Origin of the sequence: Ornithinibacillus scapharcae TW25 (genome assembly GCF_000190475.1) — a bacterium.
GTDB lineage: Bacteria > Bacillota > Bacilli > Bacillales > Amphibacillaceae > Ornithinibacillus > Ornithinibacillus scapharcae.
The window spans coordinates 19,557-46,151 of record NZ_AEWH01000052.1; the positions used below are offsets into that span (position 1 = coordinate 19,557).

A 26,595-nucleotide genomic window follows, 5' to 3' on the forward strand; every position below is an offset into this window, starting at 1 on the left:
AGCGTGCATGGATTACCCATGCACGCTATTTGTTACTATCTTTTTTCCTTTCATATATTCAAGCAATACATATGCCGCTACACGACTTGTCATATTCCGGATATCAATAGTTGGGTCAATTTCCACTATATCCATTGCTCTGACGGTTGGGTAACCAGCTGCCACTCTAACTCCCCTTAGGAGCATGTTCGTATCCATACCACCGGGACCAATAGCAGGACACCCTGGTGCAAATGCCTGGTCTAGAACATCCATATCTACGGACAAATAAATAGCATCTACTTCTTCGACTAAACGCTCTATCTCATTTCTCACTATTACTTCTATTCCATCTGTTAGGACATCCTCCATTGTATAGACTGCTACATGATGGTCCTTTGCATACATATGATAATTCCTTGCATTCGCAAAATCTCGTATTCCTATTTGAACGAGATGTTTTCCACTTATAATCCCATCCTCTAGCAATCTACGAAAAGGTGTACCATTAGTTGGTCCACCATCCTCCGTATTGCGAAGATCATGATGGGCATCAAATTGTATCACGCCAACTTTTTCAACTTTCTCTTGAAAAGCTTTTATTGCGGAATAGCTTACAGAATGGTCACCCCCTAATAAAAGCCAATGTTCCGAGGCTTCAGAATGAAAAATATCAATAAGACCTTCATATAACCTTTTTTGACTCTCTACAATATCAGTCGGATGCACCAATAAGTCTCCAAAATCTATTATTTCTTCTATTAAATCAAACGCTTGTTCACCAGAATATGTTGTAAAGCCTTGCAAAGCTTCCCGAATGGAACTTGGTGCAAACGCAGCACCAGAATAACTAATAGAAGACTTGGATAAAGGTAAACCAACCAATCCGTACTTAGCTGTTTTTCCCTCAGACCAATTCATTAATAATTCCTTCGCTTTTTTCGTATATCGATCCCTAAATATTGCCTTTCCTGCAGGTGTCAGATGGCGGAAGTCACTCACCTTATCTCCTGCCTTTCATAAATAATCTTGCCATGTTTCATAACCGTATTGGCATGGTTTACCCCATAATGATATGGAATATACAAATAGTTGGGCGCATCCCACAGCACAATATCAGCCTTTCTCCCGACAGCTATCGTCCCTGCAACTTCTCCCTTCCCTATTGCGTTGGCCGCATTAACTGTAACGGCATACCAGATTTCCTCTGGTGATAGCTTTAACTTTAGTGCTGCGATGGACATGATAAGTTGAAGGTTTTCCGTTACCGAGCTTCCAGGATTAAAGTCGGTAGCGATAGCAATTGCTGCTCCGGCATCTATCATCTCTCGTGCTCTTGCATAATCATCCTTTCCTAAATAGAAGCTTGTTCCTGGTAAAATAACCCCAATAGTATTCGAGTTTGCCAGCTTTTGAATTCCTTCATCTGAAGTCACCGCTAAATGATCTCCACTAATTGCACCAAGTTCCACTGCAAGTTCGGTTCCACCAAGTGGGTCAATTTCATCTGCGTGAATTTTTAACCCGAAGCCCTTTTCCTTTGCCTTCATCAAGTAATGCCTTGATTGTGGGATAGAGAATACGCCTGTCTCCGTAAATATATCAACATATTCTGCTAGATTTTCTTCCTTTATTTCATCTAAGAGACTAGCCATTTCATCTAAAAAAGCTTCCGGATTTTCTTTATAAACAGGTGGAATGGCATGTGCACCTAAAAAAGTTGAAACGATATCTATCGGGTGGGTCTCGTTAGCTTGCTTCACAACCCTCAACTGTTTGAGTTCCGTCTCTCTATCCAGTCCGTAACCACTTTTCGCTTCAACGGTCGTAATACCAAGCATTGCCATTCGGTCAAGATGAAATAACGCCTTATCCAATAGTTGCTCATAAGATGTTTGTTGAGTAGCTCTAACAGTTGATAGAATCCCACCACCTTGTTTCAGTATTTCCAAATAAGAGACTCCTTGTTGTTTCAGGGCAAGTTCTTTTTCACGGGAACCCCCAAATACTAAATGAGTATGAGGGTCCACTAGTCCAGGGGTAACGAGTTTACCTTTTGCATCTATTATTTGAGATGCTTCTAAAATGGTAGCTTCTTCATTCGAACCTATCCATACAATTGTATCCCCTTTAATACCGATTGCCGCGTTATTCCAGACAGTAAGCTCCGACATTTCCAATCCTTTTACAGGACCTCTTTTATCCATTGGCAATAACTCGCCTATATTGGTAATTATTATATCTACATGCATGCCGACTACCTCCTCATTGGTATGGTTATATCATGTTCATCTGCAAACTGCTCTGCTTTTTCATATCCTGCATCAGCATGACGAATAATTCCCATACCAGGATCTGTCGTTAATACTCGTTCTAATCGTTCTCTTGCTAATTCCGTACCATCTGCTACCGCAACCATTCCTGCATGTAAAGAATATCCCATTCCTACACCGCCACCATGATGGAAGGATATCCATGAACCACCTGCAGCTGTATTAATCAGCGCATTTAATATAGCCCAGTCTCCAACCGCATCACTACCGTCCATCATCCCTTCTGTTTCACGGTTAGGTGAAGCGACAGACCCACAATCCAAATGGTCACGACCGATTACAATCGGTGCTTTTATTTCTCCACTTTTCACGAGCTCATTAATCGCAAGCCCCATTTTGACTCTTTCCCCATATCCTAGCCAACAAATACGAGAAGGAAGCCCTTGAAAAGCAACACGTTCTTGTGCCATATCAATCCAACGGAGTAACGCTTCATTTTCGGGAAATAGTTCTTTTACTAATCGATCTGTGCGGTAAATATCTTCCGGGTCTCCTGATAAAGCAGCCCACCGGAAAGGACCCTTTCCTTCACAGAACAATGGACGAATATAGGCTGGAACAAATCCTGGAAAATCAAATGCATTTATAATCCCTTCGTCTTTAGCAACCTGACGGATATTATTTCCGTAGTCAAATACTATCGAACCTCTCTCTTGGAAGGCAAGCATGGCATCAACATGGTTCGCCATACTTTGTTTCGCTAATTTCGTATAGGCTTTGGGATCAGACTTTCGAAGTTCCTCTGCCTCTTCTATGGAGTACCCAATAGGTATATAGCCATTCAGTGGATCATGTGCAGAGGTCTGATCTGTCATAATATCGATTGGAATGTTTTTCTTTAATAGTTCATGATGCACATCTGCAGCATTTCCAACTAATCCAATGGATAGCGCCTTTCCTTGTACTTTCGCTTCATTTGCTAGTTGAACAGCCTCATCAATACTTTCGGTCATCACGTCACAGTATTTTGTTCGAATACGTTTCTCAATTCGATCCATATCTACGTCCACCGCGATTACAACACCGCCATTCATGGTTACTGCTAATGGCTGGGCACCTCCCATACCGCCTAAACCAGCTGTCAATGTAATCGTTCCTTTTAGCGTTCCACCGAAGTGCTTTTTGGCAACTGCCGAAAAGGTCTCATAGGTTCCCTGTAAGATACCTTGTGTACCAATATAGATCCAGCTACCAGCAGTCATTTGTCCATACATCATGAGGCCCTTTTGATCCAGTTCATGGAAATGCTCCCAGTTTGCCCATTTAGGAACTAATACCGAGTTGGATAACAGTACTCGCGGGGCGTGTTTGTGAGTCTTAAATACACCAACAGGCTTTCCTGATTGAATCAGCATAGTCTCGTCATTTTCTAGATCCCGAAGCGTTTGAACAATCGCATGAAATGCCTCCCAATTTCTTGCGGCTTTCCCTATCCCACCATAAACCACTAATTCTTCAGGTTTTTCAGCTACTTCAGGATCTAGATTGTTATATAGCATTCTTAGCGCAGCTTCCTGCTCCCAGCCTTTACATTCTAGCTCTAATCCTTTCTTTGCACGAACTTCCACCTTGTTCATACCTCCACCTCTTCATTAGAATATTTTATATCACTTTCAGTTGATTCCTTCAGCCACCTCGTTAGATTTTCAATATCCTTTGCAAAAACCCTGTCCTTCCTTATGCTAGGCACTACTTTCCTTGCTCGTTCATAGAATCGTTTTGTTTCCCTCGCCATTTTGTCTATTCCACGATATTCGACTGCTTGCATGGCACAAATTAACTCAATTGCTATAACCCTTCTTGTATTTTGTAGCATGGCAAGTGCATGACGTGCCGCAATAGTTCCCATGCTAACATGGTCCTCCTGATTGGCAGACGAAGGAATAGAGTCCACACTCGCCGGGTGGGCTAGCGTTTTATTCTCCGATACAAGCGATGCCGCACTATATTGCATAATCATTGCCCCGGACTCGAGTCCGGGGTTTGGGCTTAAGAACGGAGGGAGATCACTCAGCTGTGGATTGACAAGTCGCTCAATTCTCCGCTCCGATATATTAGCTAACTCGGCAATACCAAGTTTCAGAAAGTCCATCGTAAAGGCAATCGGTTGACCATGAAAGTTCCCTCCTGAGATTACCTTTTGCTCGTCTGCGAAGATTAGTGGATTATCTGTAACCGCATTAATTTCAATAGTTAACTTTTCTTTTGCATAGTTTACTGTTTGCCAGCACGCACCGATAACCTGTGGTATACAACGAAGCGAGTAGGCATCCTGAACCCTAAGCTCACCTTGTTTGGTTGTTAACTTACTATCTTGAAGCAAATTCACCATTCTAGCTGCAACCTCTACCTGTTCTTGATGTCCTCTAACGAGATGTAAATCGGGATCAAAGGCATCCATTATCCCATTCAATCCTTCCATTGTTAAGGCCGCGGTTAGTTCACTCTGATACAGTAATTTCTCCAACTCCAAATAGGTAATAACACCTGTGGCAGTCATTGCTTGCGTTCCATTTATCAGTGCTAACCCTTCTTTTGCCTTTAAGGTGATAGCTTGGTAACCGACCTGTTCAAAAGCTTCCGATGTGTTCATCCGCTTCCCTTGATAAAATACTTCTCCTTCTCCAAGTAGTACGAGAGCAAGATGGGATAACGGAGCTAGGTCACCGCTTGCCCCAAGGGAACCCTGCTGAGGAACAACTGGATTAATCCCTGCATTGACAAGGTCAATTAGTTTTTGGACGAGCTCTGATCTAACACCAGAAAACCCCCGTGATAAGGCATTCGCTCGAAGCAAAACCATTGCTTTACTAATCGTTTCATCGAATGGTTCTCCAACTCCACAAGCATGGGAATATATGAGGTTAAGCTGAAGTTTTTCTAAATCCTTTTCCGCAATAATGACATCACTGAATTTGCCAAAACCTGTGTTTATCCCATACATAACCTGTTGATTAGCTATTAGACGCTCGACTGTTTGGCGATTCTGGTCAATTTTCACCTTCTGCTGTTCACATAAGGTGACTGGTTCCTTTTCATATATCACCCTCCTAACGTCTTCTAATGTTAAGGTGTCACCAGTTAAAACTACCATTACCATCACTCCTCCGTGGTGCTGCTCTACTAAGATAAAGTACACAAATAAAAAGAGGCTTAGGAATAATCCTAGCCTCCGATATGCCTATATGCGAAATAGAATTGCATGTGAATGCTTCTCATTCGATGCACCTCATTAATTTTTCTTAATTATTTATATTGTAAGCGTTTTCTGTAATTTTATCAACCCTACGGAGGTAAGAGAATATATCAGCGAATGAACAAAAAAAGCATTCGCTCAAATAGCGAATGCTTGGTATATCCTATTCTTTCCCTTTCACCTGTCCAGGCTCCCAGAATTCAATGCCACTTGTATCATCTAGAATTTCTTTGTTAAACACAGGATCCTTACCAGCCTTTCGCTGTTCCCTGTAATCCTGTAAAACTCGATGGACGATTTTATATAGCTTCGTAATGGCATAAAGGTTAATCAACGCCATGATAGCCATCGTCAAATCAGCTAATGCCCAAACAAAGTCAAAGCTAGCAAGTGCACCAAAAGCAACCATTGCTAGAACTGCTAATCGGTAAACAAACAACCATGTTTTACTGTTTTTAATATAGCCGATATTGCTTTCACCATAATAGTAATTTCCTAATATAGAGCTATAGGCAAATAGGAAGATGGCAATTGCAATGAATATGCCAGACCATTCCCCAATATGCTGTGTAAACGCATTTTGAGTTAGTTGAATTCCATCTAGTTCACTACCCGCGTAACCACCTGCTGAAATAATGATAAAACCAGTAGCAGAACAAATTAATAAAGTATCAAAAAATACTCCCAAAGCTTGTATTAAACCTTGTTTAACAGGGTGTGTTACCTCAGCTGTTGCTGCAGCATTAGGAGCACTACCCATACCAGCCTCATTGGAGAATAATCCACGTTTAATCCCTAACATAATTGCTGCACCGAAACCACCACCCGCAACTTCTCTTAATCCGAATGCATTAGCAAAGATTAAGGAAAACATCTCTGGTAGTTCTCCGATATTGATCAAAACAACATAAAAGGCAATAAATAGATAGATAATCGCCATGATAGGAACGATTACTTGCGATACATTTGCAATACTTTTTACTCCGCCAAAAATAACTGCAGCGGTTAATACAATTAAAACAATAGCCATCGTTGTGCCTGATACGTCAAACTCACCTTCAAACGCCAAGCTGATAGTATTCGACTGTACAGAGTTAAACACCAGACCATATGTGAAGGTAATAATAATAGCAAAAACAACACCTAACCAGCGCTTTTTCAGCCCTTTTTCCATATAATAAGCTGGACCACCACGATACTGATCCTTCTCTGGTACTTTATAAACTTGGGCAAGCGTACTCTCTACAAATCCTGAGGCAGCTCCTAACAGCGCTATTAGCCACATCCAAAATATCGCTCCAGGTCCCCCTATCGCAATAGCTGATGCAACTCCTGCTAGGTTACCTGTTCCAACACGGGATGCTGCACTTATTGCGAAAGCTTGGAATGAGGATGTCCCTTTTTTTCCAGAAGCATCAATGGCACGCTTATCAAAAATAACTCGTAGCATCTCTGGAAAATCTCTAAACTGAACAAACTTTGTACGAATGGTAAAATATAAACCTAATCCTATTAATACGATGATGAGTATATAAGACCATAATACATCATTCGCTTCACCTACTAATTTCTCTAAAAACTCCATACTCAATCTCCCTTCTCCTAGAGACTATCGTTACATCATATTGCTTAGGATAACCAATTATACGAATATCCTTCATGTGAATAGCCTTACTTTATTTAGCAATTCGTCATATGTATGCAAATAGACTCCTATGTAATCGTAACTTTAACATGAATAAATACGCTTACATTACCATTAAGTACTATTTATACGTACTTATACGATAACAAAGAAAGAAGCCTGATGAAAATAGGCTTCTTCTCCTAAAAACACATTATTATATTTTACTTCAAAATGCCTATTTATTCCAAGGATATGATGTTCCGAAACGCTCTGCAAACTCACGGTTATATTTTCTACGTTCCCTGCGGCGCTCCGCACGTAATGGTGCACCTTCATGTAAAAGCTTTTCTGACTCTGATTCAGGATATACTTCCGGCACTGGTACTGGTCTAAGATTCTCATCAACCGCAACAAAGGTTAAAAATGCAGTTGCACATACCTTTCTCTCTCCTGATAATAAGTCTTCTGTCACAGCTTTTACAAATACTTCCATGGATGTATTTCGGGTCCACGTAACAAAAGCTTCCACACATATTGAATTACCTTGTTTGACAGGCTCTAAAAAGTCGACCGAATCTGTAGATGCGGTTACAACTGCTTTTCGACAATGTCTAACAGCAGCAATCGCTGCAACATCATCAATATGGGACATTAGCGTTCCACCAAATAATGTGCCATGATAATTGGTGTCTGGTGGTAATACATGCGAGGTTTTCACTGCTAAAGAGTGTGAACAAGGTTTTTTCTCCATATAATATTCACTCCATTTAATAACTTTCTTATAATATTGGTGAGATTAAACGTGAAATTGATTCCTTTATACGTATTCCAATCGACCGTTTTTTATATAACTTCTGCGTCATCTGTGTAGAATACTCAACATCCTTATTAAATGCATGGAGTAGTTGGGTAGCAAGTTGGCGGTTATACAGAAAGGCATTTACTTCAAAGTTTAAACGGAAGCTACGCACGTCAATATTTGCTGTACCAACAGATGCAATTTTCCCGTCAACTACAATCGTTTTGGAATGTAAGAATCCTCTTTGGTATATATATACCTCCGCACCAGCCTCCAGCATATCACCTGCATATGAAAGTGTTGCCCAGTAGACAAAAGGATGATCTGGTTTATTAGGAATCATAATTTTAACATCAACTCCAGATAAAGCAGCAATCCGAAGGGCATCGCGCAAGCTTTCATCTGGAATAAAATAAGGTGTTTGAATATAGACATACTCCTTGGCAGACATAATCATTTTAATATATCCATTTTTTATTTGTTCCCAATCAGAATCAGGACCACTTGATACAATTTGGACACCTGCATTGCCACAAGGAACGGAATTATAGTAACGTTCATCGTACACAATATCATGCTTCGATGCCTGATTCCAATCCAAAATAAAACGAGTTTGCATACTTTGTACAGCTGCCCCACATATTCGCAAATGGGTATCTCGCCAATAACCAAACTTCTTGCTCTTCCCTAAATATTCATCCCCAATATTAAAACCACCAATATACCCAACTTTTCCATCGATAATCGCTAACTTTCTATGGTTACGATAGTTAATTTTAAAATTAATTTTCGGAATAAATGATGGAAAGAACGCTTCTAATTCGACCCCTGCTTTTCTGAGCTTACGTAAATAACTCGGTCGTAAATACCTAGTACCAAGTGCATCATATAGGACCCTAACCTCAACACCTTCAGCAGCCTTTTTCATTAAGACATTTGCGATTTGCTGTCCAAGCTCATCGTGGCGTATGATGTAATAGAGAAGATGAATATGGTCAGTCGCCCTTTCTATATCTTCTAGTAAGGCAGCAAATTTCTTCTCACCACTTACATATACATCGACTTGATTATCCTGTGTTAATATCGCATCGTCATTTCGCAGATGCAAATAATATAAGTCCTTAAATTCTTCTAGATCCTGAAAAATAAATTCATTATTTTCTATCGCTCTCAACTGAGACTGTACGATAGTCTTAACTCCTAATTTGGATTTTGCATCCCAAGTAAATATCCGCTTCCCACTTAATCGCCTACCGAAGATTAAGTAAAGGAAAAAGCCGATGACTGGTATGAATAATAATACCATTAACCAGGCCCATGTCGCTGAAGCATCCTTACGTTCTAAGAATACAATAGACAAACCGAGGGCGATATTGAATATCATAAATGCAATCACAATATAGGGTATGATCTCCATAGTGTATTACCCCTTTATTTCATTCATAGAAAATAAAATAATACAGAAACTATTCCTTACTAAGCCATTCCTATTTCTATAGGATACGTCTGTATAACGCGATTATTCAATAACCGTTTGCTATTATTACTATAACAGAAGGGAGAGGAAACTGTGAGCAAAAAAAACTTCGCACTTGTTATTGGTGGAACAGGGATGTTAGAAGGTGTATGTCACTGGCTTACAGGCGAGGGCTATGAGGTTTGTGTCATTCATCGCAATCACAAAAAATTTGAATTGATGCAGGAGAAAAGTAATTATCCGCATCAATTACATTCCATAACAGTAGACTATCATGATAATGAAAAACTTCAACTCGCCATACAGGAAGCGAAACGTAAACATGGTTGTTATCCAGATTTAATCATTAGCTGGATTCATAATTCAGCACCAAATGCACTTCCCACTGTATTAAGAGAGGTTCAATATCGAAATGAGCCATGGAAACTAATTCATGTACAGGGTAGCTCCTCCTTTTTTGTAAAAGAAAACACGACTGTACCCAAAATGTGTGAATACAGACGTGTCTATTTAGGTTTCGTACTGGATGATCAACACTCCAGATGGCTTACACATGATGAAATTGCAGGTGGCATTATTAAAGTTATCAAACGTGATTATAAAGAAACAGTTATCGGGACTTTAAGACCTTGGAGTAAGCGTCCGAGTTAATTTTATCAAGCGCTTGCTCTAAGTCATGCCAAATATCTTGCCATGCCTCTAATCCAACTGATAACCGAATTAATTGATCGGTAATTCCCATACTGGCGCGTGAATCCTCCGGGACAACCGCGTGTGTCATGGTTGCTGGGTGTTCAATTAAGGTTTCAGCATCCCCCAGTGAAACTGCGATTTTTAAGAAGGTTAGATTATTTAAAAAGGCTTGAGCATCTTCTTTCGTCCCTATAATTTCGAATGATATCACACCACCACCACGTTTCATCTGTTTCTTCATGATTTCATAATCTGGATGGGTATCATCATTAGGATAGTAAACACTACGTACATTCGGATGCGTTTTTAATCGTTTGTAAATTTCCTCTGCATTATCACAATGTCGGTCCATCCTTACTGGTAAAGTCTTAAGTCCTCGTAATAATAGCCATGCATCAAAAGGTGCCATGATTCCACCAATGTCTTTTAAAGTTGTCGTCGCAACTTCATCTATAAGTTCCTTCTTCCCAACTGCAAGCCCCGCTATTACGTCACCATGACCTCCAATATATTTCGTTGCACTATGGAGAACAACATCACAGCCGAGTTCTAATGGATTTTGCAAATATGGTGAAGCAAAGGTATTGTCTACCACAACCGGAATTTCGTATTCTTTTGCAACCTGTGCAACCATTTCTAAATCAATTAATTTCATTGTCGGATTAATTGGTGTTTCTACATAAATACAAACCGTCTCCGGTTTAATCTGGGATCGTATTTCTTCTTCTGTTTCCATATTAGAAAAATCGTGATTAATGTTATATTTTTCTTTCATCATGGTTAATAGTCCAAATGTACATCCATAAAGCCCTGATGAACAAAGCACATGGTCATTTGCTTTTGTTAGCGCAAGAAGAATTGCAGAAACAGCTGCCATTCCCGATCCAAAGGCCAGACCACGTTCACCATTCTCAAGTGCAGCAATCCTTTCTTCAAGGATAGTAACTGTAGGGTTTCCTAATCTGGAATAAATATATCCATCTTCCTCTCCAGCAAATCTTCTTTCTCCTTGCTCGGCTGTTTGGAATGTAAATGTTGAGGTTTGAAACAATGGTGTCGTAAGGCTTCCTAACATGTCCTTTGAATTATATCCTTCATGAATAACAGATGTTTCCATATGTTTATACGTGCGTGCCACTCATTTCTCCTCCTCTGTTTTCTTACTTACCTAGTAATATCATATTCTATTATATTCATTTTTGAAAGCGTTTTCTTTTTATTTGTTAGTGCCTTTTCATTGATTTATTTCCTTGTTTAGTTTTAAAATTGTTTTTATTTAAAGCAGATGAAAACTATGAAGGGGAAACTAAGTATCTACACCTGAGAATCAAACAATTAGATTGTCGTAAAACCCCGCTCTGGAAATGGCGGATCGTTTTTCTTCTTGTAGAGAAAGTTAGTTTTTCGAACATCATTTCACGACACAACACAAAGAAGGGAATTATATGGATAAAAATTCTGAGAGATTGGGTATACTCTATGCTGCAGGGGCTTATATTATTTGGGGATTCCTTCCGCTATATTGGAAGGTCATTGACCATGTTGCTGCTGGGGAGATACTCGCCCATCGTATCCTTTGGTCATTTATTTTCATGGTAGTTATTGTTCTATCTGTCCGTAAGTGGCCAGGTTTTATAAGAGAATGTAAGATTATCTTCCGAGATAAAAAAAAGCTAATAAGTATTACTTTGGCTTCTGTCATTATTAGTTTAAACTGGCTCATCTACATATGGGCGGTAAATAGTGATCATGTTCTACAGGCAAGTTTAGGTTACTATATTAATCCACTTGTTAGTATTTTACTAGCCATTATTGTCCTAAAGGAAAAGCTAACGAGAGCCCAAACTGTATCCGTTATTCTAGCTGGACTCGGTGTGCTTTATTTGACTGTTAGCTATGGTGTCTTTCCATGGGTTTCCATTTTATTAGCAATTACCTTTGCACTTTATGGACTTTTTAAAAAGGTGGTCGATATTCCAGCAATGTATGGATTAACAATTGAAACCATGATTATTACACCTTTCGCACTTATTTATCTAATCGCATTATCGGAGAATTCATTCTCCTTACAGAGTTTCGCATCCCACGATAATCTGTTTCTAATGGGTGCCGGTGTCGTAACTGCCGTACCGCTGCTTTTATTTGCATTTGGCACAAAACGAATTCCATTAGCCATGGTGGGATTTTTACAATATATCGCACCAACGTTAATGCTATTGATTGGTGTGTTCTTGTATCATGAAACCTTTTCAAGGGAACATCTTATTTCATTCGGATTAATTTGGTTAGCCCTATTAATATATCTAGGTTCCATCTATAAGTTCCCAATACAAAAAATAAGAAATATAGAAAATTAATTGAATTTTTATTGACATAATCAATATTGACCGATAATATAATACTCAATATTAAAAAAACTAAATAGCTTTATCTCTTATCAAGAGTGGTGGAGGGAATAGGCCCTATGAAGCCCGGCAACCTTAGGTGAAAGAATAACTTTCCTTAAAAGGTGCTAAATCCTACAGGTCAAATGGTGATCTGGAAGATAAGAGGAGGAACGGTGTATATATAATCGAACCCTCTTCTTAGGAAGAGGGTTCTTTGTTTCCCCTCTCCCTCCAGACAATTACATTAAAGGAGGAAAATTAAATGACCAATTTTTTTGTAGAACGACCAGAAACAACCTTACTTCACGGAGGACAGTCTCCTGACCCCACTACCGGGGCAAGAGCAGTGCCAATCTACCAAACAACCTCTTATGTATTCCGAGATACGGAGCACGCACAAAATTTATTCGGATTAAAGGAATCCGGCAATATCTATTCTCGAATTATGAATCCAACTGTAGATGCATTTGAGCAAAGAGTTGCACTTCTTGAAGATGGCGTAGCTGCAGTTGGGACCTCATCTGGTATGGCTGCCATTACATTAGCTATCTTAAACATCGCTGGAGCCGGTGATGAGATTATTGCAGACAGTAATCTATATGGTGGTACTTATAATCTATTTGCAAAGACGTTACCAAAGTATGGGATTATTGTTAGATTCGTGGACGGTACTAAGCCTGAAGAAATTGAAAAAGCGATTACCGACAAGACCAAAGCCGTATTCGGAGAAATTATTACCAACCCAAGCTTAAATGTCTTTGATGTAGAGGCTGTAGCTTCTATCAGTCATCAATACGGAATTCCCCTTATCATAGACAATACATTTGGTACTCCATTCCTTTCCAAGCCGCTTACATGGGGGGCAGATATTGTCGTTCACTCTGCTACCAAATGGATTGGGGGACATGGAACATCCATTGGTGGGGTTGTTGTGGATGGTGGAAGATTTGATTGGAATCAGGAGCGCTTTCCTGAATTCACAGAGCAGGATGAAAGCTATAACGGACTCCGTTATGTGGATGTAGGCCCAGCTGCCTTTGCAACTAAGCTTAGAGTACAACTACTACGTGACATCGGCGCCAGCCTCAGTCCTCAAAATGCTTTTCTACTACTACAAGGACTAGAGACATTACATTTACGGATGGAAAGACATTGTGCTAATGCTATTACAGTAGCTGAATATCTGGAGCAGCATCCAGCAGTTGCATGGGTTAACTTCCCTGGGTTACCTAGCCACCCTTCCCATAGCCTAGCTAAAAAGTACTTGAATGGTAGCTACGGTTCGATGATTACCTTTGGGATTAAAGGCGGTCGAGAATCAGGAAGTAAGGTGATAGACTCTGTTAATCTATTTTCTCATGTTGCCAATGTAGGAGATGCAAAATCACTAATCATTCATCCAGCGTCGACTACACACCAGCAATTAAGTGCAGAGGATTTAATAAAGAGTGGTGTATCCGAAGATCTGATTCGCCTATCCATTGGTATTGAATCTGTAGATGATATTATTGACGATTTAGAACAAGCGATAGAATCAGCCACTACGATAACTTCAAAAGCGATAGATTCAAATTCGAATTTTATTCAGTGGTTACTTCATTCTCCCTTTGACCGTTCAAATGGTTCCTTACGTAAAAAGGTTTTTGCAACGCTTGGAGACTATCGAAGCGAATCCCTTCATAGACTCGAAAATTTTGGTTATGAAATAACGAACTTAGCAAACTCTACAATTGCAGACGTCGTATTCATTGAGAAGGATAACCTACCACCATCGGTAATCGAGGAATGTATTAATAAACAAGTCAAGGCACTATGGATAGAAAACCCTAATCAACAAGATCCAGTTTACCAACACGCAAAAGCCGTTGGATTGACTGTTATTCCCAATCGCTCTTTACTAGAGGAGTTATTAAAGGAAAGAGGGATAGAGCAACAACCACTGCATATTGGTTAAAAGATAAAAAGGAGTGATTCTTTTGGCAATACATGCTTTTTACTCTGAAAGAAAAACGATTGATATTGGAACACTCCTTTTAGAATCTGGGACAGAATTACCTGGGGTCTCCTTAATATATGAACGAGTAGGCCCTTGGGATGCCCCTGTTGTATTAATTTGCCACGCACTTACTGGAAATCACAAAACAATAGGGAATGAAAAAACACCTGGATGGTGGAATGGTTTAGTAGGTAGAAAGCAATTCATTGATACAGAGAAATACCAAGTGATAACGTTTAATGTTCTTGGAGGGTGTGACGGTTCCACTGGCCCTTTATCTATAAATCCATTAACCAATAAGCCTTATCAACTTGACTTTCCAACTCTTTCTATTCGGGATATAGTTCGTGCTCAGTATGAAGCACTAAACCATCTTAACATACGAGAAGTCCATGCCATCATCGGAGGATCATTAGGTGGCATGCAGGTGCTTGAATGGGGACTACTATATCCCTCTTTCATGAAAAAACTAATCGCTTTAGCTGTAACCCCAACACTATCTGATTTTGGCATAGCCTTTAATTATATAGCTGAACAGGCGATTAAGGCTGACCCGGAATGGCAAAATGGTTACTATCAAGATTATAGTGACTTTAAAGGACTAGAGATAGCGAGAATGATTGGCATGGTTACCTACCGTAGTGCCCAACTTTTTTCAGAGCGATTCAGCCGCCAGAAATCAGACGAGGTCTTTTCCGTTACTTCTTATTTAAAATACCAAGGAAAAAAACTAGTCCAACGTTTTGACGCAAACAGTTATTTATATTTATTAGATGCCATGAACACCCATGACATCGGTAGGAATAGAGGCAATTGGATGATAGCTAGTCAAATGTACGAATGCCGGGTTCTGTTCATTGGTTATGAAAATGATTTAATTTATGACCCATCTACTATCAAGGAATTTTCTGAGATGGTCCCGTATGCTGTCTATCATCACGTTCAGACTAACTATGGGCATGATGGCTTTCTAACAGAATATGGTAAATGGGGATCTGTCGTAAGTGATTTTTTGGAAAACAATAATCGTTGATCAAAGGAGTGATCAAGTGAAAACGATCCGGGTTGCGTTACTTGGGCTAGGGACTGTCGGTAAAGGTGTATACCACCATCTAACAACGAACCGAAAACGGATAGAGAAAGAATTCGGAATTACGATTGATATAGCTACAATTATTGTTAAACATCCTGAAAAACACCATAGCTTTGAACGAAAAGAGTTAATTTCTAATGATTTTCAAACCATTCTCGATAACCCCGATATCGATGTGGTAATTGAGGCCATCATAGGAAGAGAACCAGCCTTTTCGTATTTAACAAAGAGTATCCAAGCAGAAAAGCATATTATTACTGCCAATAAAGAGATGTTTGCCTTTCATGGTAAAGAATTGTTACATCTGGCTAATGCTTATAATGTCCAGGTTGGTTTTGAAGCGACAACAGCAGGCGGAATTCCGATAATCCATACCATTAAGCGCTTGTTCCAATATAACCAGATTAGTAAACTTACCGCCATTCTAAATGGAACCTCCAATTATATTTTATCTGAAATGCGTAATAATAAGCTTTCATTTGAAGAAGCCCTTCAGCAAGCACAACAACTAGGATATGCAGAGGCCAACCCCACCAATGATATAGAGGGTTATGATTCTTTTTATAAGCTTATGATCCTGAGTCTATTACTATATCAGGAACAACCAAATTGGGATTACGTAAAGCGTAAAGGAATTTCTACTATAACCAGTAAAGACATCGCCAACCACACAGCTAATCGGGAAAGAATCAAACTGTTAGCCGTATTAGAGAAACAAAATGATAATATATCTGCTCGAGTGGAACCTCTTGCTATTCCGGAGTCTCATCCCTTATATGGTGTTGAAGGCGTTCAGAATGCTGTTATTCTGGAAGGTAGTATTGTAGGGGAAATTATGCTATCTGGACCAGGTGCTGGTGCATCTCCAACAGCAAGCGCCATACTGGAGGACCTCACCTTTATCCTGCGAACAGGACTGTCTACTCATATAAGTCCTATTTATTCTTAAGGCAATCGTAACGCCAATGTTTTGGCGTTTTTTTCTTTTCACGACAAATTTACCACTTACTTTTAAAAACCCCAATTATGGGTATATATAATAAAGTGATTCAAATCGTTTTTTACTTTTTCCCGTTCTACTACGGGAAGTTTGTAGATTTATGTCTCGGAAATTCATACATTAAACTAAGTAAGATATTTACAAAGCATAGGTGTGTTTACATGAAAAAGAAGACAACCATCCTAGTATTAACATTATTTATTATTATTGTCTTAACCATAGGTGTTCAACAAAAAGAATTCCCTGCATCACCCAATTATTGGAAGGATGTCCCACTGGGTGAAAAGGACTTCTTCGAAAAGAACTCAGATAAAACAATAGAAAATGACAAAGGCACCCCTAGTGTAGAAAATTTTACAGAAGAATTAGCACACGCTGTTCAACAAATCCCTCAAGCCTTTTTAGAAGATGAACTCCAAATCGTAGCAATTGGTGACTCACTAACACAAGGAGTAGGAGACCCATCTGATCAGGGAGGGTATGTAGGAATCCTAGATAACTATTTAAATCAAAATCAGCATATTGCCACTTTTGAAAACCTTGGTAAACGTGGTAGTCAAACTTCTCATTTAATTGATCGAATGAAACAACCCGAAATTATAGACTCTATCAAAGGTGCGGATATGATTCTCATCACTATTGGTGCAAATGATATTATGCAAGTATTGAAAGAGAATTTTATGGAGATAACGTACGAGGTTTTCGCTACGGAACGTCTTCATTATGAGAAAAGACTCCGAACGATCATGACTACTTTAAATGAGTTGAATCCTGATGTGCCAGTCTATTTAATTGGCTTTTACAATCCATTCCAGCAATATTTCGAGCATATCAAAGAACTCGATATGATTGTTACCGATTGGAATAATACTAGTGAAAAAGTTGCCAAGGATTTTGAGGCTGTTTTTATTCCAACAGAGGATTTATTTCTAGATTCAAAAGTAAATCTATTTGCAAGTGATCATTTTCACCCCAATGGATTGGGGTACCAACGTATGGCAGCAAGAATATTAAACTATTTAGTTCAAGATTGAGATGCAGAAGGTGAGAAGGATGGAACAAGATAAACAGAATATAAACAAATGGAAGTGGTCCTTTTTCACTTTGCTCTTCATCAACATTGTATTTATTACCATTATCTTTGGTTTGATATTCTGGCCAGTTAAGAATGAAGCAGATATTCCTTTCTCGGAGCATCAAACGACCCAAGATAGCTCTGAGTTTATTATACGAACAACTAAAAAGAACCTGAATGAATTAATTAATGCGTATATGTATGAATATCTAAAGGACTCCAAACATAAGTATCGTGTCACCCTAGATGAAGATGTTGAATTGGTTGGGGAGATTCCTGTATTTTCTACAACAGTCCCAATATCTATAAGGTTAGAACCAATTGTTCAAGAAAATGGTGATGTTATTCTGAGGCAAAAATCGATTTCATTGGGACTGATGGAGTTACCAAATAAGAAGGTCATGGAATATATGGATAAATATTTACCAGTACCAAATTGGGTAAATATTAACCCAAAGGAAGAGGAAATTCATGTAGCCGTCACACAGATGGATATTAAAAGTAATTTTCATGTTAGTGTTGAACAAATGGACTTAGAGCGTAATAATCTAGCCTTCAAAATCAAAATTCCTTATGAAACATTGGGAATTGAGACTTTCTTAGAAAAATAACATTCAAAAAAGGTCTATCTCTTTAAAGTTGAGATAGACCTTTTTGGATTAACGTACAACAAATTGTTTCACTTTTTGGGTTACTAAATTAAATAGAGACTGTTTCGGTGATTCTAAGACTTCTTCGGCAAGCTGGTGCTTTGGATAGTCTCCTAATCTACCTTGATAAATTAATTGTAATGCACTTAGTTCTCGGATGTCTGCTGGAGTTATAAAATTAATTGGTTTTGGTAGTTTAAAAGAATCGGTATCCTTCATTACCGTTGCCACAAATTGTGAACAAAAGAATGCGTTTTTTCTACGAATCTCAATTTTAAAAGCGATACCTAATAGTCCTATAAAATTATATTTATAATCGGTCGCCCTCTTTTCTATTTCTTTAATATGATGGCGAATACCGATATATTCTTGTTCTGTAACTTGAAAAGCATAAACAGCACTATTTGAATCTTTTAAAAAGTCCCCTCTAATATCTTCACGAACAAATCCACCACTGAACGGATTCTTAGGATTTACTCGCCCAAAGCTATAAACCTCTTTTAATTCATGGTCAAATCCTATTGAAACATGATTCAAGGGCTTATTCGTATACAAGTTGATCATTCTTGAAAGGTATGTTCCAGTATCCGTAAAGATAAAGTAGATAGTCCTTTCTCTCATGGTTTCCCCTCCACTCTAACGTACAAAACCGAGCTTTTTTCTATATGAAAAAACGATATATCAAAACTTTACCGAAAAAACAAGAATTATACAAGACAATTTTGTAAAATATATTATTAAATTAACGTGAATCTGCATGAAATCAAGGTTTTACATTGACTTAAGCAACTAAATTTCGTAAGCTTACGATGAAGTATTTATTTTGGAGGAAAACAAGCCAATGATAACTGTTACAAATGTAAGTTTACGATATGGTGATAAGAAATTATTTGAAGATGTTAATTTAAAGTTTACTCCTGGAAATTGCTACGGTGTTATCGGAGCCAACGGCGCTGGTAAATCTACCTTTCTAAAAATTCTATCAGGTGAAATTGAACCTCAAACTGGAAATGTCTCCCTATCTCCTGGTGAACGTCTAGCGGTCTTAAAACAGGACCACTTTGCTTTTGAAGAACATCCGGTTATCGAAACCGTGTTAATGGGGCATGAAAAACTATATGCAGTGAAACAAGAAAAAGACCAAATATATATGAAGGCAGAATTTACAGAAGAAGACGGAATGCGTGCTGCAGAACTTGAGGGCGAATTTGCTGAGATGAATGGTTGGGAAGCAGAATCCGATGCTGCGATACTATTAAAGGGTCTAGGAATTGAAGAAGAACTACATTCTAAGCTAATGTCTGAATTAACGGAAGAACAAAAAGTGAAAGTATTATTAGCACAAGCACTTTTTGGCAATCCAGATATTCTTCTTTTAGATGAGCCTACAAACGGACTTGATATTCAAGCAATTCAATGGTTAGAGGAGTTTCTAATCAATTTTGAAAACACTGTTATTGTCGTATCACATGATAGACACTTTTTAAATAAAGTATGTACGCATATCGCAGATGTTGACTTTGGTAAAATCCAAATCTATATCGGGAACTATGATTTCTGGTATGAGTCTAGTCAGTTAGCAACCAAAATGGCACAGGATGCCAACAAGAAAAAAGAAGAAAAGATCAAAGAATTACAAGCATTTATTGCGAGGTTTAGTGCGAATGCATCCAAATCCAGACAAGCAACTTCTCGTAAGAAAATGCTAGATAACATTACACTAGATGATATTAAGCCATCATCGAGAAAGTACCCATACATTGCCTTTACTCCTGAGCGTGAAATAGGGAACGATTTATTACGTGTTGAGGGTATCACGAAGACAATTGGCGGTGAAAAAGTATTAGATAATGTAAGCTTTATTCTGAATAAAGACGATAAAGTTGCCTTTGTAGGTAAAAATGATATTGCAAAAACGACACTGTTTAAAATTCTTGCCGGAGAAATGGAACCAGATGCTGGTACTTATAAATGGGGTATTACAACATCTCAATCTTACTTCCCGAAAGATAATAGTGAGTTCTTTGAAAATGGAGACCTTACGCTTGTAGATTGGTTACGCCAGTTCTCTCCAGAAGATGAGACAGAAACATTCCTACGTGGTTTCCTAGGAAGAATGTTATTCTCTGGTGAGGAAGCTTTAAAGAAATCCAATGTACTATCCGGTGGAGAAAAAGTACGTTGCATGCTTTCCAAGATGATGTTATCTAATGCTAACGTTCTACTATTAGATGAGCCTACAAACCATCTAGACTTAGAATCTATTCAAGCATTAAACAATGGCTTGATTAAATTTAAAGGATCTATCCTGTTCACTTCACATGACCATCAATTTATTGATAGTATCGCAAACCGTTTAATTGAGATCACACCAAATGGTATTATCGATAAAGAAATGAGTTATGATGAGTATGTTCGTGATAAAGATTTACAGAAGCGTCTTAAAGAAATGTATGCAGTTTAATCATGATGGTAGCGCCCCCTGCTTTGGCAAGGGGCTATTTTTATTGATGTAGGGTTATTACTCGTGCTTGGGACTATGTTGACCAGGCACGGGACTATATCTCTCGAACAAAGAACTAGTTACTCTAGTCAGAGCTCATCCCCCACCCTCACTTGGCATCACTATACCACTTCGTCTAAGCAAGCTGCTCTTTCCACTATATTTCTTAAACCCAGTCAAAGAATAAAGCGTTCCTATCACAGGAACGCTTTATTACTTCATTTTCTCAGTATTTTTCTCAGCAATCTTTTTTAGCATTTCTTTCGTCATTCGATCTATATCATACTGTGCTTTAAATCCCCATTCCGCTTCTGCCGCAGATGAGTCAATACTATTTGGCCAGCTATCAGCAATTTTTTGGCGAATAGGATCTACGTCGAAAGTAATTTCGAATTCTGGGATATACTTTTGTATCGCCATAGCAAAGTCCATCGGCTCAGCAGAAATGCTTGAGATATTAAATGCATTACGATGTATAAGCTTTTCTGGATCGGCTTCCATCAACTGAACGATTGCTTCTAAGGCGTCTGGCATATACATCATATCCATGTATGTGCCTTCTGCAATATAGGATGTATATGATTTTTGTTTCACCGCTTCATAATAAATTTCTACGGCGTAATCGGTTGTTCCTCCACCAGGTGGGGTTACATATGAAATTAAACCTGGGAAGCGTACACCTCGAGTATCTACACCAAAACGTTGATAGTAATAATCACATAGTAATTCACCTGATACTTTATTTACCCCGTACATCGTTGTTGGACGCTGTAACGTATCCTGTGGTGTATTGTCCTTCGGGTAGATGGTCCAAACGCTCCAATAGAAGAAGGCGTGAAGAATTGTAAATTCAATTCACGGGCTACCTCTAATGTATTGACGAGTCCACCCATATTAATGTCCCAAGCTTTCTTTGGCATCTTTTCAGCTGTGGCAGATAACAAGGCAGCTAAGTGCATTACTGTATCAACCTGGTAATGTTTTGCTACTTCAAAAATTCGTTGTTCATCTGTCACATCAACTAATTCAAAAGGTCCCTTATCGGTTCCTCCATCGACTTCACGGATATCTGTTGCTATTACATTTCGTTCACCATATACACTTCTTAGCTTCGTAACGAGCTCAGATCCAATCTGACCATTTGCTCCTGTAACAAGTATTCTTCTCATGGCTTTCTCCTCTATTTAAAAAGTCGCTTAAATTAATCCCATTTCCTTACCCACTTTTTCATAAACACTAATTGCCTCATCCAGCATTTCTTTTGTGTGAGCTGCTGTTGGCATATTACGGACTCGACCAGTGCCTTTTGGTACTGTAGGAAATACAATCGACTTCGCATAAACACCGTTTTCAAACAAACGTTTGCTAAATTCCTGTGCTGCTTTTTCTTCCCCGATAATACACGGCGTAATTGGAGTTTCACTATTGCCTATATTAAATCCTAGTTTCTTTAGGCCAGCCTTTAAGTAATTACCATTATCCCAAAGCTTATCATGTAGTTCTGTGCTTTCCATTAAAATTTCTACTGCTCTTTTACTTGCAGCAGCATCTGCTGGAGAAACAGCTGTAGAGAACAAGAATGGACGTGAACGTACCTTAAGCCAGTCGATAAGATTTGCCTTACCTGCTACATATCCACCTATGACACCAATTGCCTTAGAAAGTGTACCCATCTGGAAATCCACACGATCTTGTAGGCCAAAGTGCTTTACAGTCCCTGCGCCTTTCCCGAGCACCCCTGAACCGTGAGCATCATCCACATACGTAATTAAATCAAACTCCTCAGCAATTTCCACAATTTCAGGAAGTTTTGCAACGTCACCATCCATTGAAAAGACACCATCAGTGATCACCATGATTTTATTATATAAGCCAGATTCAACTGCTTCTTTCGCTTTCTGGCGTAAATCATTCATATCAGAATGTCCATAACGGATAATTTTAGCCTTGGATAAACGACAACCATCAATAATGGAAGCATGATTTAATTCATCTGATAGAATTGCATCATGCTTATCCATAACAGCAGAGATTGCTGCCATGTTACAGTTAAACCCAGACTGATACGAAATGACAGCTTCTGTACCTTTAAATTCAGCAAGCTTTTTTTCTAATTCAATATGTAAATCGAGTGTTCCATTAATCGTCCGTACAGCACCTGCACCTGCGCCATGTGTATCAACCGCTTCCTTCGCTGCATTCTTTAAGCGTTCATCAGTAGCCAAACCTAAATAATTGTTTGAAGATAGATTAATAAGTTCCTTACCACTGATCTTTATAACAGGACCATTTGCTCCTTGAACAGGGTCAATTACATTGTATAAACCATTTGCCTTTAAATCTGCGAGATTATCATTTAAAAATGTATCTAATGCTTTACTAGTCATATTGTAAACCTCCCATTTTTGTAAGCGTTACCAAAGTGTTAACCATTACCATTTTATCATAATCTGTTCCAAAAGTTTAGAATGATATATCACCTATATTTATCATTTTTCCTTAACATGTGAATTAAAGCAATTATTACCGTAAAAAAATCTCATATTCTAATTGTCTTATCACAAGGTTATCTATTATACTACCGATTAGGGATTACTTTTAATGGAGGCAAGGGCCGTGAGGAAGTTTTTAGTCGGATTTTTTCTAATCATCATTATTGGTTTCGGTATCATTGGTATTAAACAACAATTTGATACACCTGAAGAAGTAATTAAACCTAAAGGTGTACCTACTATAAATATTCAATCCTAATTTTTTGTATCACGCTCATTCGAATGACTATACAAATTTATTTAGGATGAATATAAAAGAGGCTGTCTGGTGGTACCACTCCACCCTGACAGCCTTCATATTATTCTTCTATTACGGTTACATCCACTTCTCTTACTCCCCAATTCAGTGCTTCTTGAGTCGTTGGTAAGTGAATATCAATTCTATTTCCTTTTATAGCTCCACCAATATCCCCCGCAATGGCATATCCATACCCTTCTACATACACCTTAGATCCTAGGGGAATTATATTCGGATCTACTGCTATTACCTTTGCATGACGATCTTCATTTAGATTAATTCCGGTATAGGTTATTCCAGAGCAACCTTCACATTCCGCTGTATACGCAGTTGCAACAACAGAGATTGTCTTCCCAACGAGTTCATCTTCTGCCTTCGTTACGGAACTCGACTGCACTTCTGTTGGTTGAATAGATTGTGTACCAGCTACCTCAGTTTTAGAGGACTCTTTAATGATTAATTCTTGTTCAATACGTATTAAATCGGATGTTAACTCATTCCATTCTTTTAATTCTTGAACCGTAACAGCATTTTCCTCTGCTATGCTAAATAAGGTATCTCCCTTTTCCACTAAGTACGTTTCATAGACTTCTAGTTTCTGTTCAGGATATATTGTGTCAGACGGTAAATCATTTATGTCTAATAAAGATTCTACGGAAGTGTTGTACTCCTTTGCTATTCCCCATAGAGTATCTCCTTTTTCCACGTGATACTCCACACCAAAGGCACCTGTTGGGTTCATTAATACAAATCCTGTAGCAATTGTAGCTACTAAACTCTTCATAGTAGTCCCTCCTTAAAATTCGGACAAAGCCTATCGTATCATAGGTTCATAGACTCCGCCTTTACAAGACTTTTAAAAGTCTGTTACAAGGATTGCCAAAACTACCATGTTTTATTACAAATTTAATAGATTTAGTACAAAAGTAGGGGTAATTTTCAAGTTACTGGAAAGGAAACTTATTAGAGCAATAAATGTAAAGCTATCAGAGGATATAATATTTTTTTTGCTATTACGACCTTTAACTACAAATCACTTTTTAAAAAATGATGATTTCATACAAGTAAAAGGCCCCTCCACTACTGAAGGGACCTTCGATACATTGTTATTATTTAGCTTTTTCTGCTTCTTCAGCAGTAACACCAATTTTGTATCTATTTTCGTCATAATAGATATCAGAAGCACGGTCAACAGAGAAGTTTGTTACACGTTTGTTAACCGGAACAATTTCAAGTGCATATAAAGTTGGGAACACTGGAACTTCATCAATCATTAATTGTTGCCATTCTTTATAAACTTGTTTACGGTGTTCTAAGTCAAATGATTCTGCTGAGATACCTTCAGCCAATAGTTCACTGTTCTTCTCACTTTCATAACGTGGGAAGTTGAACATTTGGTCTGGACCGTATAATCCATAAGGGTTAACGTCAGAACCTACACCCCAAGCACCAGAATAGATATCAACCGCTGGATCATCTTCACCAGATTGACCAACACGATCATAGAATGTGTTGAACTCTTGTAGACGACCATCTAATAATTGAACATTTAAACCAACGTTTTGCCAAGATTGGATAAAGAATTTAGCCATTGGTTCAGCTACTTCACTACCAGACATAGCTGCATAATTAATAACTAGCTCTTCTCCTTCAGGGTTTTCACGTAATCCATCTCCATCAACATCAACATATCCAGCATCGTCAAGAATCTGTTTTGCTAATTCAGGATCATACTCAAATCCAGGATTTTCTGCATCATGATATTCTGGATGAGATGGTGGGATTAATGTTGTTGCTTTCCAACGAATACCATGGTAGAAGTTTTTACCTACTGCATCTGTATCAACAGCGTGTGCCATTGCTTTACGAAGGTTTACGTCTGCCATTTTTGCATTCGGATCCATGTTAACTTTTTTGTTTTCTGCATCCCAGTTACCTAATTTAAATCCTACATAAGCATAGTATAAATCAATATTTGCTAAGAACTCTACATTTGACATATCAGCGTTATCAACGAATTGGTCAGCAGGGAATGCGTTAACCATGTCAACTCCACCAGTTTCTAGCTCTTGTACTACAGTTTGAGGACTTACGACCTTAAGTACAACTTCGTCAAGAGCAGGCTCACCACGCCAGTAATCTTCGAACTTTTTATAAACTACAGACTCACCAGGAACGATTGAGTCAACTTTGTAAGGTCCCATTCCAATAGGATTCTTACGGACTGCATCAGACTCAGCCATTTCAGCTATAGGAATATCCTCGAAAATATGTTTCGGCATTGCATATGGCCAGATACCACCAGTTAATAATGATGGATTTGATCGCTTATAAGTAATCTTTAATGTTTTTTCATCAACAACTTCAATACCTGAGATTGTATCAGCTTCACCTGCATGATACTCATCCATACCTACGATTTCAGCGAAGTCTACTCCGTAACGAACACCAGTGTATTCTGGATGACCAATTACTTCGTAAGAGAATGCCCAGTCTTCAGCCGTTACAGGGTTTCCGTCATGCCAGTTTACATTATCACGAATTTTGAATGTGAACGTAACACCGTCAGGATATTCATCTGTAACATAATCTTCTGTTTCAAACGTTGCAGCACCATCTTGCGTATACATGAAATTCTCATCCATACCCAATAATGCCTCATCAAACCATCCAATTACAACTGCATCAGGGTTTCCATCGTAGAAGTTAAAGTTTAAAGTACCTTCAAACACTGTGTCAGATACTAAACCATAGTTTAGAGTTCCGCCAATAGGTTCCCCAGTATTGGAAGCGTCCATATTGAAGTCTTCAAGTGTATACAAACCTTCTTCTGAATCTTCCCCGTCTTTTTCATCCTCTTTCTCTTCTGATTTTTTTGGTTCATCAGAAGAATCTTCACTTGTCTTATCGCTACATGCAGCAACTACTAACAACAAAGCTAGCATTAATGCAAATAGCCATTTTGTTAAACTGTTCTTACTCATCCTAAATACCCTC

Annotated in this window: 21 protein-coding genes, 1 pseudogene and 1 riboswitch; of the genes and pseudogenes, 9 read left to right on the top strand and 13 right to left on the bottom strand. The window is 38.5% G+C overall.

The genetic code is table 11. The features are described 5' to 3' along the window. Positions 1-12: 12 nt before the first annotated feature. From hutG to cls, 7 genes are all read right to left on the bottom strand, one after another. Positions 13-981, bottom strand: a complete 969-nt coding sequence (hutG, locus tag G5W_RS0114125) for a formimidoylglutamase (RefSeq protein WP_010097658.1) — start codon at positions 979-981, stop codon at positions 13-15. Continuing rightward, positions 978-2,231: an imidazolonepropionase gene (gene hutI / locus G5W_RS0114130; RefSeq protein WP_010097660.1), complete on the bottom strand. Its 1,254-nt coding sequence runs from the start codon at positions 2,229-2,231 to the stop codon at positions 978-980. Before hutI ends, hutG begins: the two co-directional genes overlap by 4 nt. A gap of 5 nt (positions 2,232-2,236) precedes the next feature. Next, a complete protein-coding gene (gene hutU, locus G5W_RS0114135; RefSeq protein WP_010097662.1) occupies positions 2,237-3,889 on the bottom strand; it encodes a urocanate hydratase in 1,653 nt (550 codons plus the stop codon). Further along, entirely contained in the window at positions 3,886-5,406 is a 1,521-nt protein-coding gene (gene hutH, locus G5W_RS0114140) for a histidine ammonia-lyase (RefSeq protein WP_010097663.1), read from the bottom strand. Before hutH ends, hutU begins: the two co-directional genes overlap by 4 nt. A gap of 265 nt (positions 5,407-5,671) precedes the next feature. Then, the gene (locus G5W_RS0114145) at positions 5,672-7,093 is read right to left on the bottom strand and encodes an alanine/glycine:cation symporter family protein (protein ID WP_010097665.1); all 1,422 of its coding nucleotides are present in this window, start codon (positions 7,091-7,093) and stop codon (positions 5,672-5,674) included. A 277-nt stretch (positions 7,094-7,370) separates the two neighbouring features. Next, complete coding sequence (locus G5W_RS0114150) at positions 7,371-7,886, bottom strand: acyl-CoA thioesterase (protein WP_010097667.1); 516 nt, start codon at positions 7,884-7,886, stop codon at positions 7,371-7,373. A 28-nt stretch (positions 7,887-7,914) separates the two neighbouring features. Further along, positions 7,915-9,351 (bottom strand): cardiolipin synthase, encoded by a 1,437-nt coding sequence (gene cls, locus G5W_RS0114155; RefSeq protein ID WP_010097669.1) that lies wholly within the window; start codon positions 9,349-9,351, stop codon positions 7,915-7,917. A gap of 153 nt (positions 9,352-9,504) precedes the next feature. On the opposite strand from cls, the gene G5W_RS0114160 reads away from it, so the two are divergent. Continuing rightward, positions 9,505-10,062 (top strand): Rossmann-fold NAD(P)-binding domain-containing protein, encoded by a 558-nt coding sequence (locus tag G5W_RS0114160; protein WP_010097671.1) that lies wholly within the window; start codon positions 9,505-9,507, stop codon positions 10,060-10,062. Here the strand turns inward: G5W_RS0114160 and megL are convergent. Further along, positions 10,022-11,221 carry a methionine gamma-lyase gene (megL, locus tag G5W_RS0114165; protein WP_050801679.1) on the bottom strand — a complete coding sequence of 400 codons (1,200 nt, stop codon included), beginning with the start codon at positions 11,219-11,221 and terminating at the stop codon, positions 10,022-10,024. The two genes, G5W_RS0114160 and megL, sit on opposite strands and share 41 nt — an antisense overlap. 328 nt (positions 11,222-11,549) lie before the next feature. Between megL and rarD the strand changes: the two genes are divergently transcribed. From rarD to G5W_RS0114195, 6 genes are all read left to right on the top strand, one after another. Further along, entirely contained in the window at positions 11,550-12,461 is a 912-nt protein-coding gene (rarD, locus tag G5W_RS0114170; protein WP_010097673.1) for an EamA family transporter RarD, read from the top strand. Between the two features lie 74 nt (positions 12,462-12,535). Beyond that, positions 12,536-12,656: riboswitch (SAM riboswitch) on the top strand. Between the two features lie 97 nt (positions 12,657-12,753). Continuing rightward, entirely contained in the window at positions 12,754-14,445 is a 1,692-nt protein-coding gene (locus G5W_RS0114175) for an O-acetylhomoserine aminocarboxypropyltransferase/cysteine synthase family protein (protein WP_010097674.1), read from the top strand. A gap of 22 nt (positions 14,446-14,467) precedes the next feature. Further along, entirely contained in the window at positions 14,468-15,520 is a 1,053-nt protein-coding gene (metX, locus tag G5W_RS0114180; protein ID WP_010097675.1) for a homoserine O-acetyltransferase MetX, read from the top strand. A gap of 16 nt (positions 15,521-15,536) precedes the next feature. Then, positions 15,537-16,529: a homoserine dehydrogenase gene (locus tag G5W_RS0114185; protein WP_033445704.1), complete on the top strand. Its 993-nt coding sequence runs from the start codon at positions 15,537-15,539 to the stop codon at positions 16,527-16,529. 212 nt (positions 16,530-16,741) lie between these two features. Continuing rightward, positions 16,742-17,614, top strand: a complete 873-nt coding sequence (locus G5W_RS0114190; protein WP_010097678.1) for an SGNH/GDSL hydrolase family protein — start codon at positions 16,742-16,744, stop codon at positions 17,612-17,614. Positions 17,615-17,633: 19 nt separating this feature from the next. After that, positions 17,634-18,266, top strand: coding sequence for a YpmS family protein (locus G5W_RS0114195; protein ID WP_010097679.1), 633 nt, complete (start codon positions 17,634-17,636; stop codon positions 18,264-18,266). A gap of 48 nt (positions 18,267-18,314) precedes the next feature. Here the strand turns inward: G5W_RS0114195 and G5W_RS0114200 are convergent, their stop codons facing one another. Next, the gene (locus G5W_RS0114200) at positions 18,315-18,926 is read right to left on the bottom strand and encodes a hypothetical protein (protein WP_010097680.1); all 612 of its coding nucleotides are present in this window, start codon (positions 18,924-18,926) and stop codon (positions 18,315-18,317) included. Positions 18,927-19,146: 220 nt separating this feature from the next. Between G5W_RS0114200 and G5W_RS0114205 the strand changes: the two genes are divergently transcribed. Further along, positions 19,147-20,769, top strand: a complete 1,623-nt coding sequence (locus tag G5W_RS0114205) for an ABC-F family ATP-binding cassette domain-containing protein (protein WP_010097681.1) — start codon at positions 19,147-19,149, stop codon at positions 20,767-20,769. A 252-nt stretch (positions 20,770-21,021) separates the two neighbouring features. Here G5W_RS0114205 and G5W_RS22345 read toward each other — a convergent pair. Together G5W_RS22345 and G5W_RS0114215 are read right to left on the bottom strand one after the other, a co-directional pair. Beyond that, positions 21,022-21,977: pseudogene (locus G5W_RS22345) on the bottom strand (L-threonine 3-dehydrogenase). A gap of 27 nt (positions 21,978-22,004) precedes the next feature. Next, positions 22,005-23,195 carry a glycine C-acetyltransferase gene (locus tag G5W_RS0114215; protein WP_010097683.1) on the bottom strand — a complete coding sequence of 397 codons (1,191 nt, stop codon included), beginning with the start codon at positions 23,193-23,195 and terminating at the stop codon, positions 22,005-22,007. A 229-nt stretch (positions 23,196-23,424) separates the two neighbouring features. On the opposite strand from G5W_RS0114215, the gene G5W_RS24525 reads away from it, so the two are divergent. After that, positions 23,425-23,559 carry a hypothetical protein gene (locus G5W_RS24525; RefSeq protein WP_010097684.1) on the top strand — a complete coding sequence of 45 codons (135 nt, stop codon included), beginning with the start codon at positions 23,425-23,427 and terminating at the stop codon, positions 23,557-23,559. A 100-nt stretch (positions 23,560-23,659) separates the two neighbouring features. Here G5W_RS24525 and G5W_RS0114225 read toward each other — a convergent pair whose 3' ends face one another. Together G5W_RS0114225 and opp4A are read right to left on the bottom strand one after the other, a co-directional pair. Continuing rightward, entirely contained in the window at positions 23,660-24,382 is a 723-nt protein-coding gene (locus tag G5W_RS0114225) for a 3D domain-containing protein (RefSeq protein WP_010097685.1), read from the bottom strand. 325 nt (positions 24,383-24,707) lie between these two features. Further along, positions 24,708-26,582: an oligopeptide ABC transporter substrate-binding protein gene (gene opp4A, locus G5W_RS0114230; protein ID WP_010097686.1), complete on the bottom strand. Its 1,875-nt coding sequence runs from the start codon at positions 26,580-26,582 to the stop codon at positions 24,708-24,710. Positions 26,583-26,595 lie beyond the last annotated feature (13 nt).

Excerpts from the sequence above, each read along its gene's own strand:
- hutI (WP_010097660.1), bottom strand. The coding sequence starts at position 2,231 with ATGCATGTAGATATAATAATTACCAATATAGGCGAGTTATTGCCAATG.
- cls (WP_010097669.1), bottom strand. The coding sequence starts at position 9,351 with ATGGAGATCATACCCTATATTGTGATTGCATTTATGATATTCAATATC.
- G5W_RS0114195 (WP_010097679.1), top strand. The coding sequence starts at position 17,634 with ATGGAACAAGATAAACAGAATATAAACAAATGGAAGTGGTCCTTTTTC.
- hutU (WP_010097662.1), bottom strand. The coding sequence starts at position 3,889 with ATGAACAAGGTGGAAGTTCGTGCAAAGAAAGGATTAGAGCTAGAATGT.
- hutH (WP_010097663.1), bottom strand. The coding sequence starts at position 5,406 with ATGGTAGTTTTAACTGGTGACACCTTAACATTAGAAGACGTTAGGAGG.
- G5W_RS0114150 (WP_010097667.1), bottom strand. The coding sequence starts at position 7,886 with ATGGAGAAAAAACCTTGTTCACACTCTTTAGCAGTGAAAACCTCGCAT.
- G5W_RS0114225 (WP_010097685.1), bottom strand. The coding sequence starts at position 24,382 with ATGAAGAGTTTAGTAGCTACAATTGCTACAGGATTTGTATTAATGAAC.
- rarD (WP_010097673.1), top strand. The coding sequence starts at position 11,550 with ATGGATAAAAATTCTGAGAGATTGGGTATACTCTATGCTGCAGGGGCT.
- G5W_RS0114200 (WP_010097680.1), bottom strand. The coding sequence starts at position 18,926 with ATGAGAGAAAGGACTATCTACTTTATCTTTACGGATACTGGAACATAC.
- megL (WP_050801679.1), bottom strand. The coding sequence starts at position 11,221 with ATGGAAACATCTGTTATTCATGAAGGATATAATTCAAAGGACATGTTA.
- G5W_RS0114175 (WP_010097674.1), top strand. The coding sequence starts at position 12,754 with ATGACCAATTTTTTTGTAGAACGACCAGAAACAACCTTACTTCACGGA.
- G5W_RS0114145 (WP_010097665.1), bottom strand. The coding sequence starts at position 7,093 with ATGGAGTTTTTAGAGAAATTAGTAGGTGAAGCGAATGATGTATTATGG.
- G5W_RS0114190 (WP_010097678.1), top strand. The coding sequence starts at position 16,742 with ATGAAAAAGAAGACAACCATCCTAGTATTAACATTATTTATTATTATT.
- opp4A (WP_010097686.1), bottom strand. The coding sequence starts at position 26,582 with ATGAGTAAGAACAGTTTAACAAAATGGCTATTTGCATTAATGCTAGCT.
- G5W_RS0114205 (WP_010097681.1), top strand. The coding sequence starts at position 19,147 with ATGATAACTGTTACAAATGTAAGTTTACGATATGGTGATAAGAAATTA.
- G5W_RS0114215 (WP_010097683.1), bottom strand. The coding sequence starts at position 23,195 with ATGACTAGTAAAGCATTAGATACATTTTTAAATGATAATCTCGCAGAT.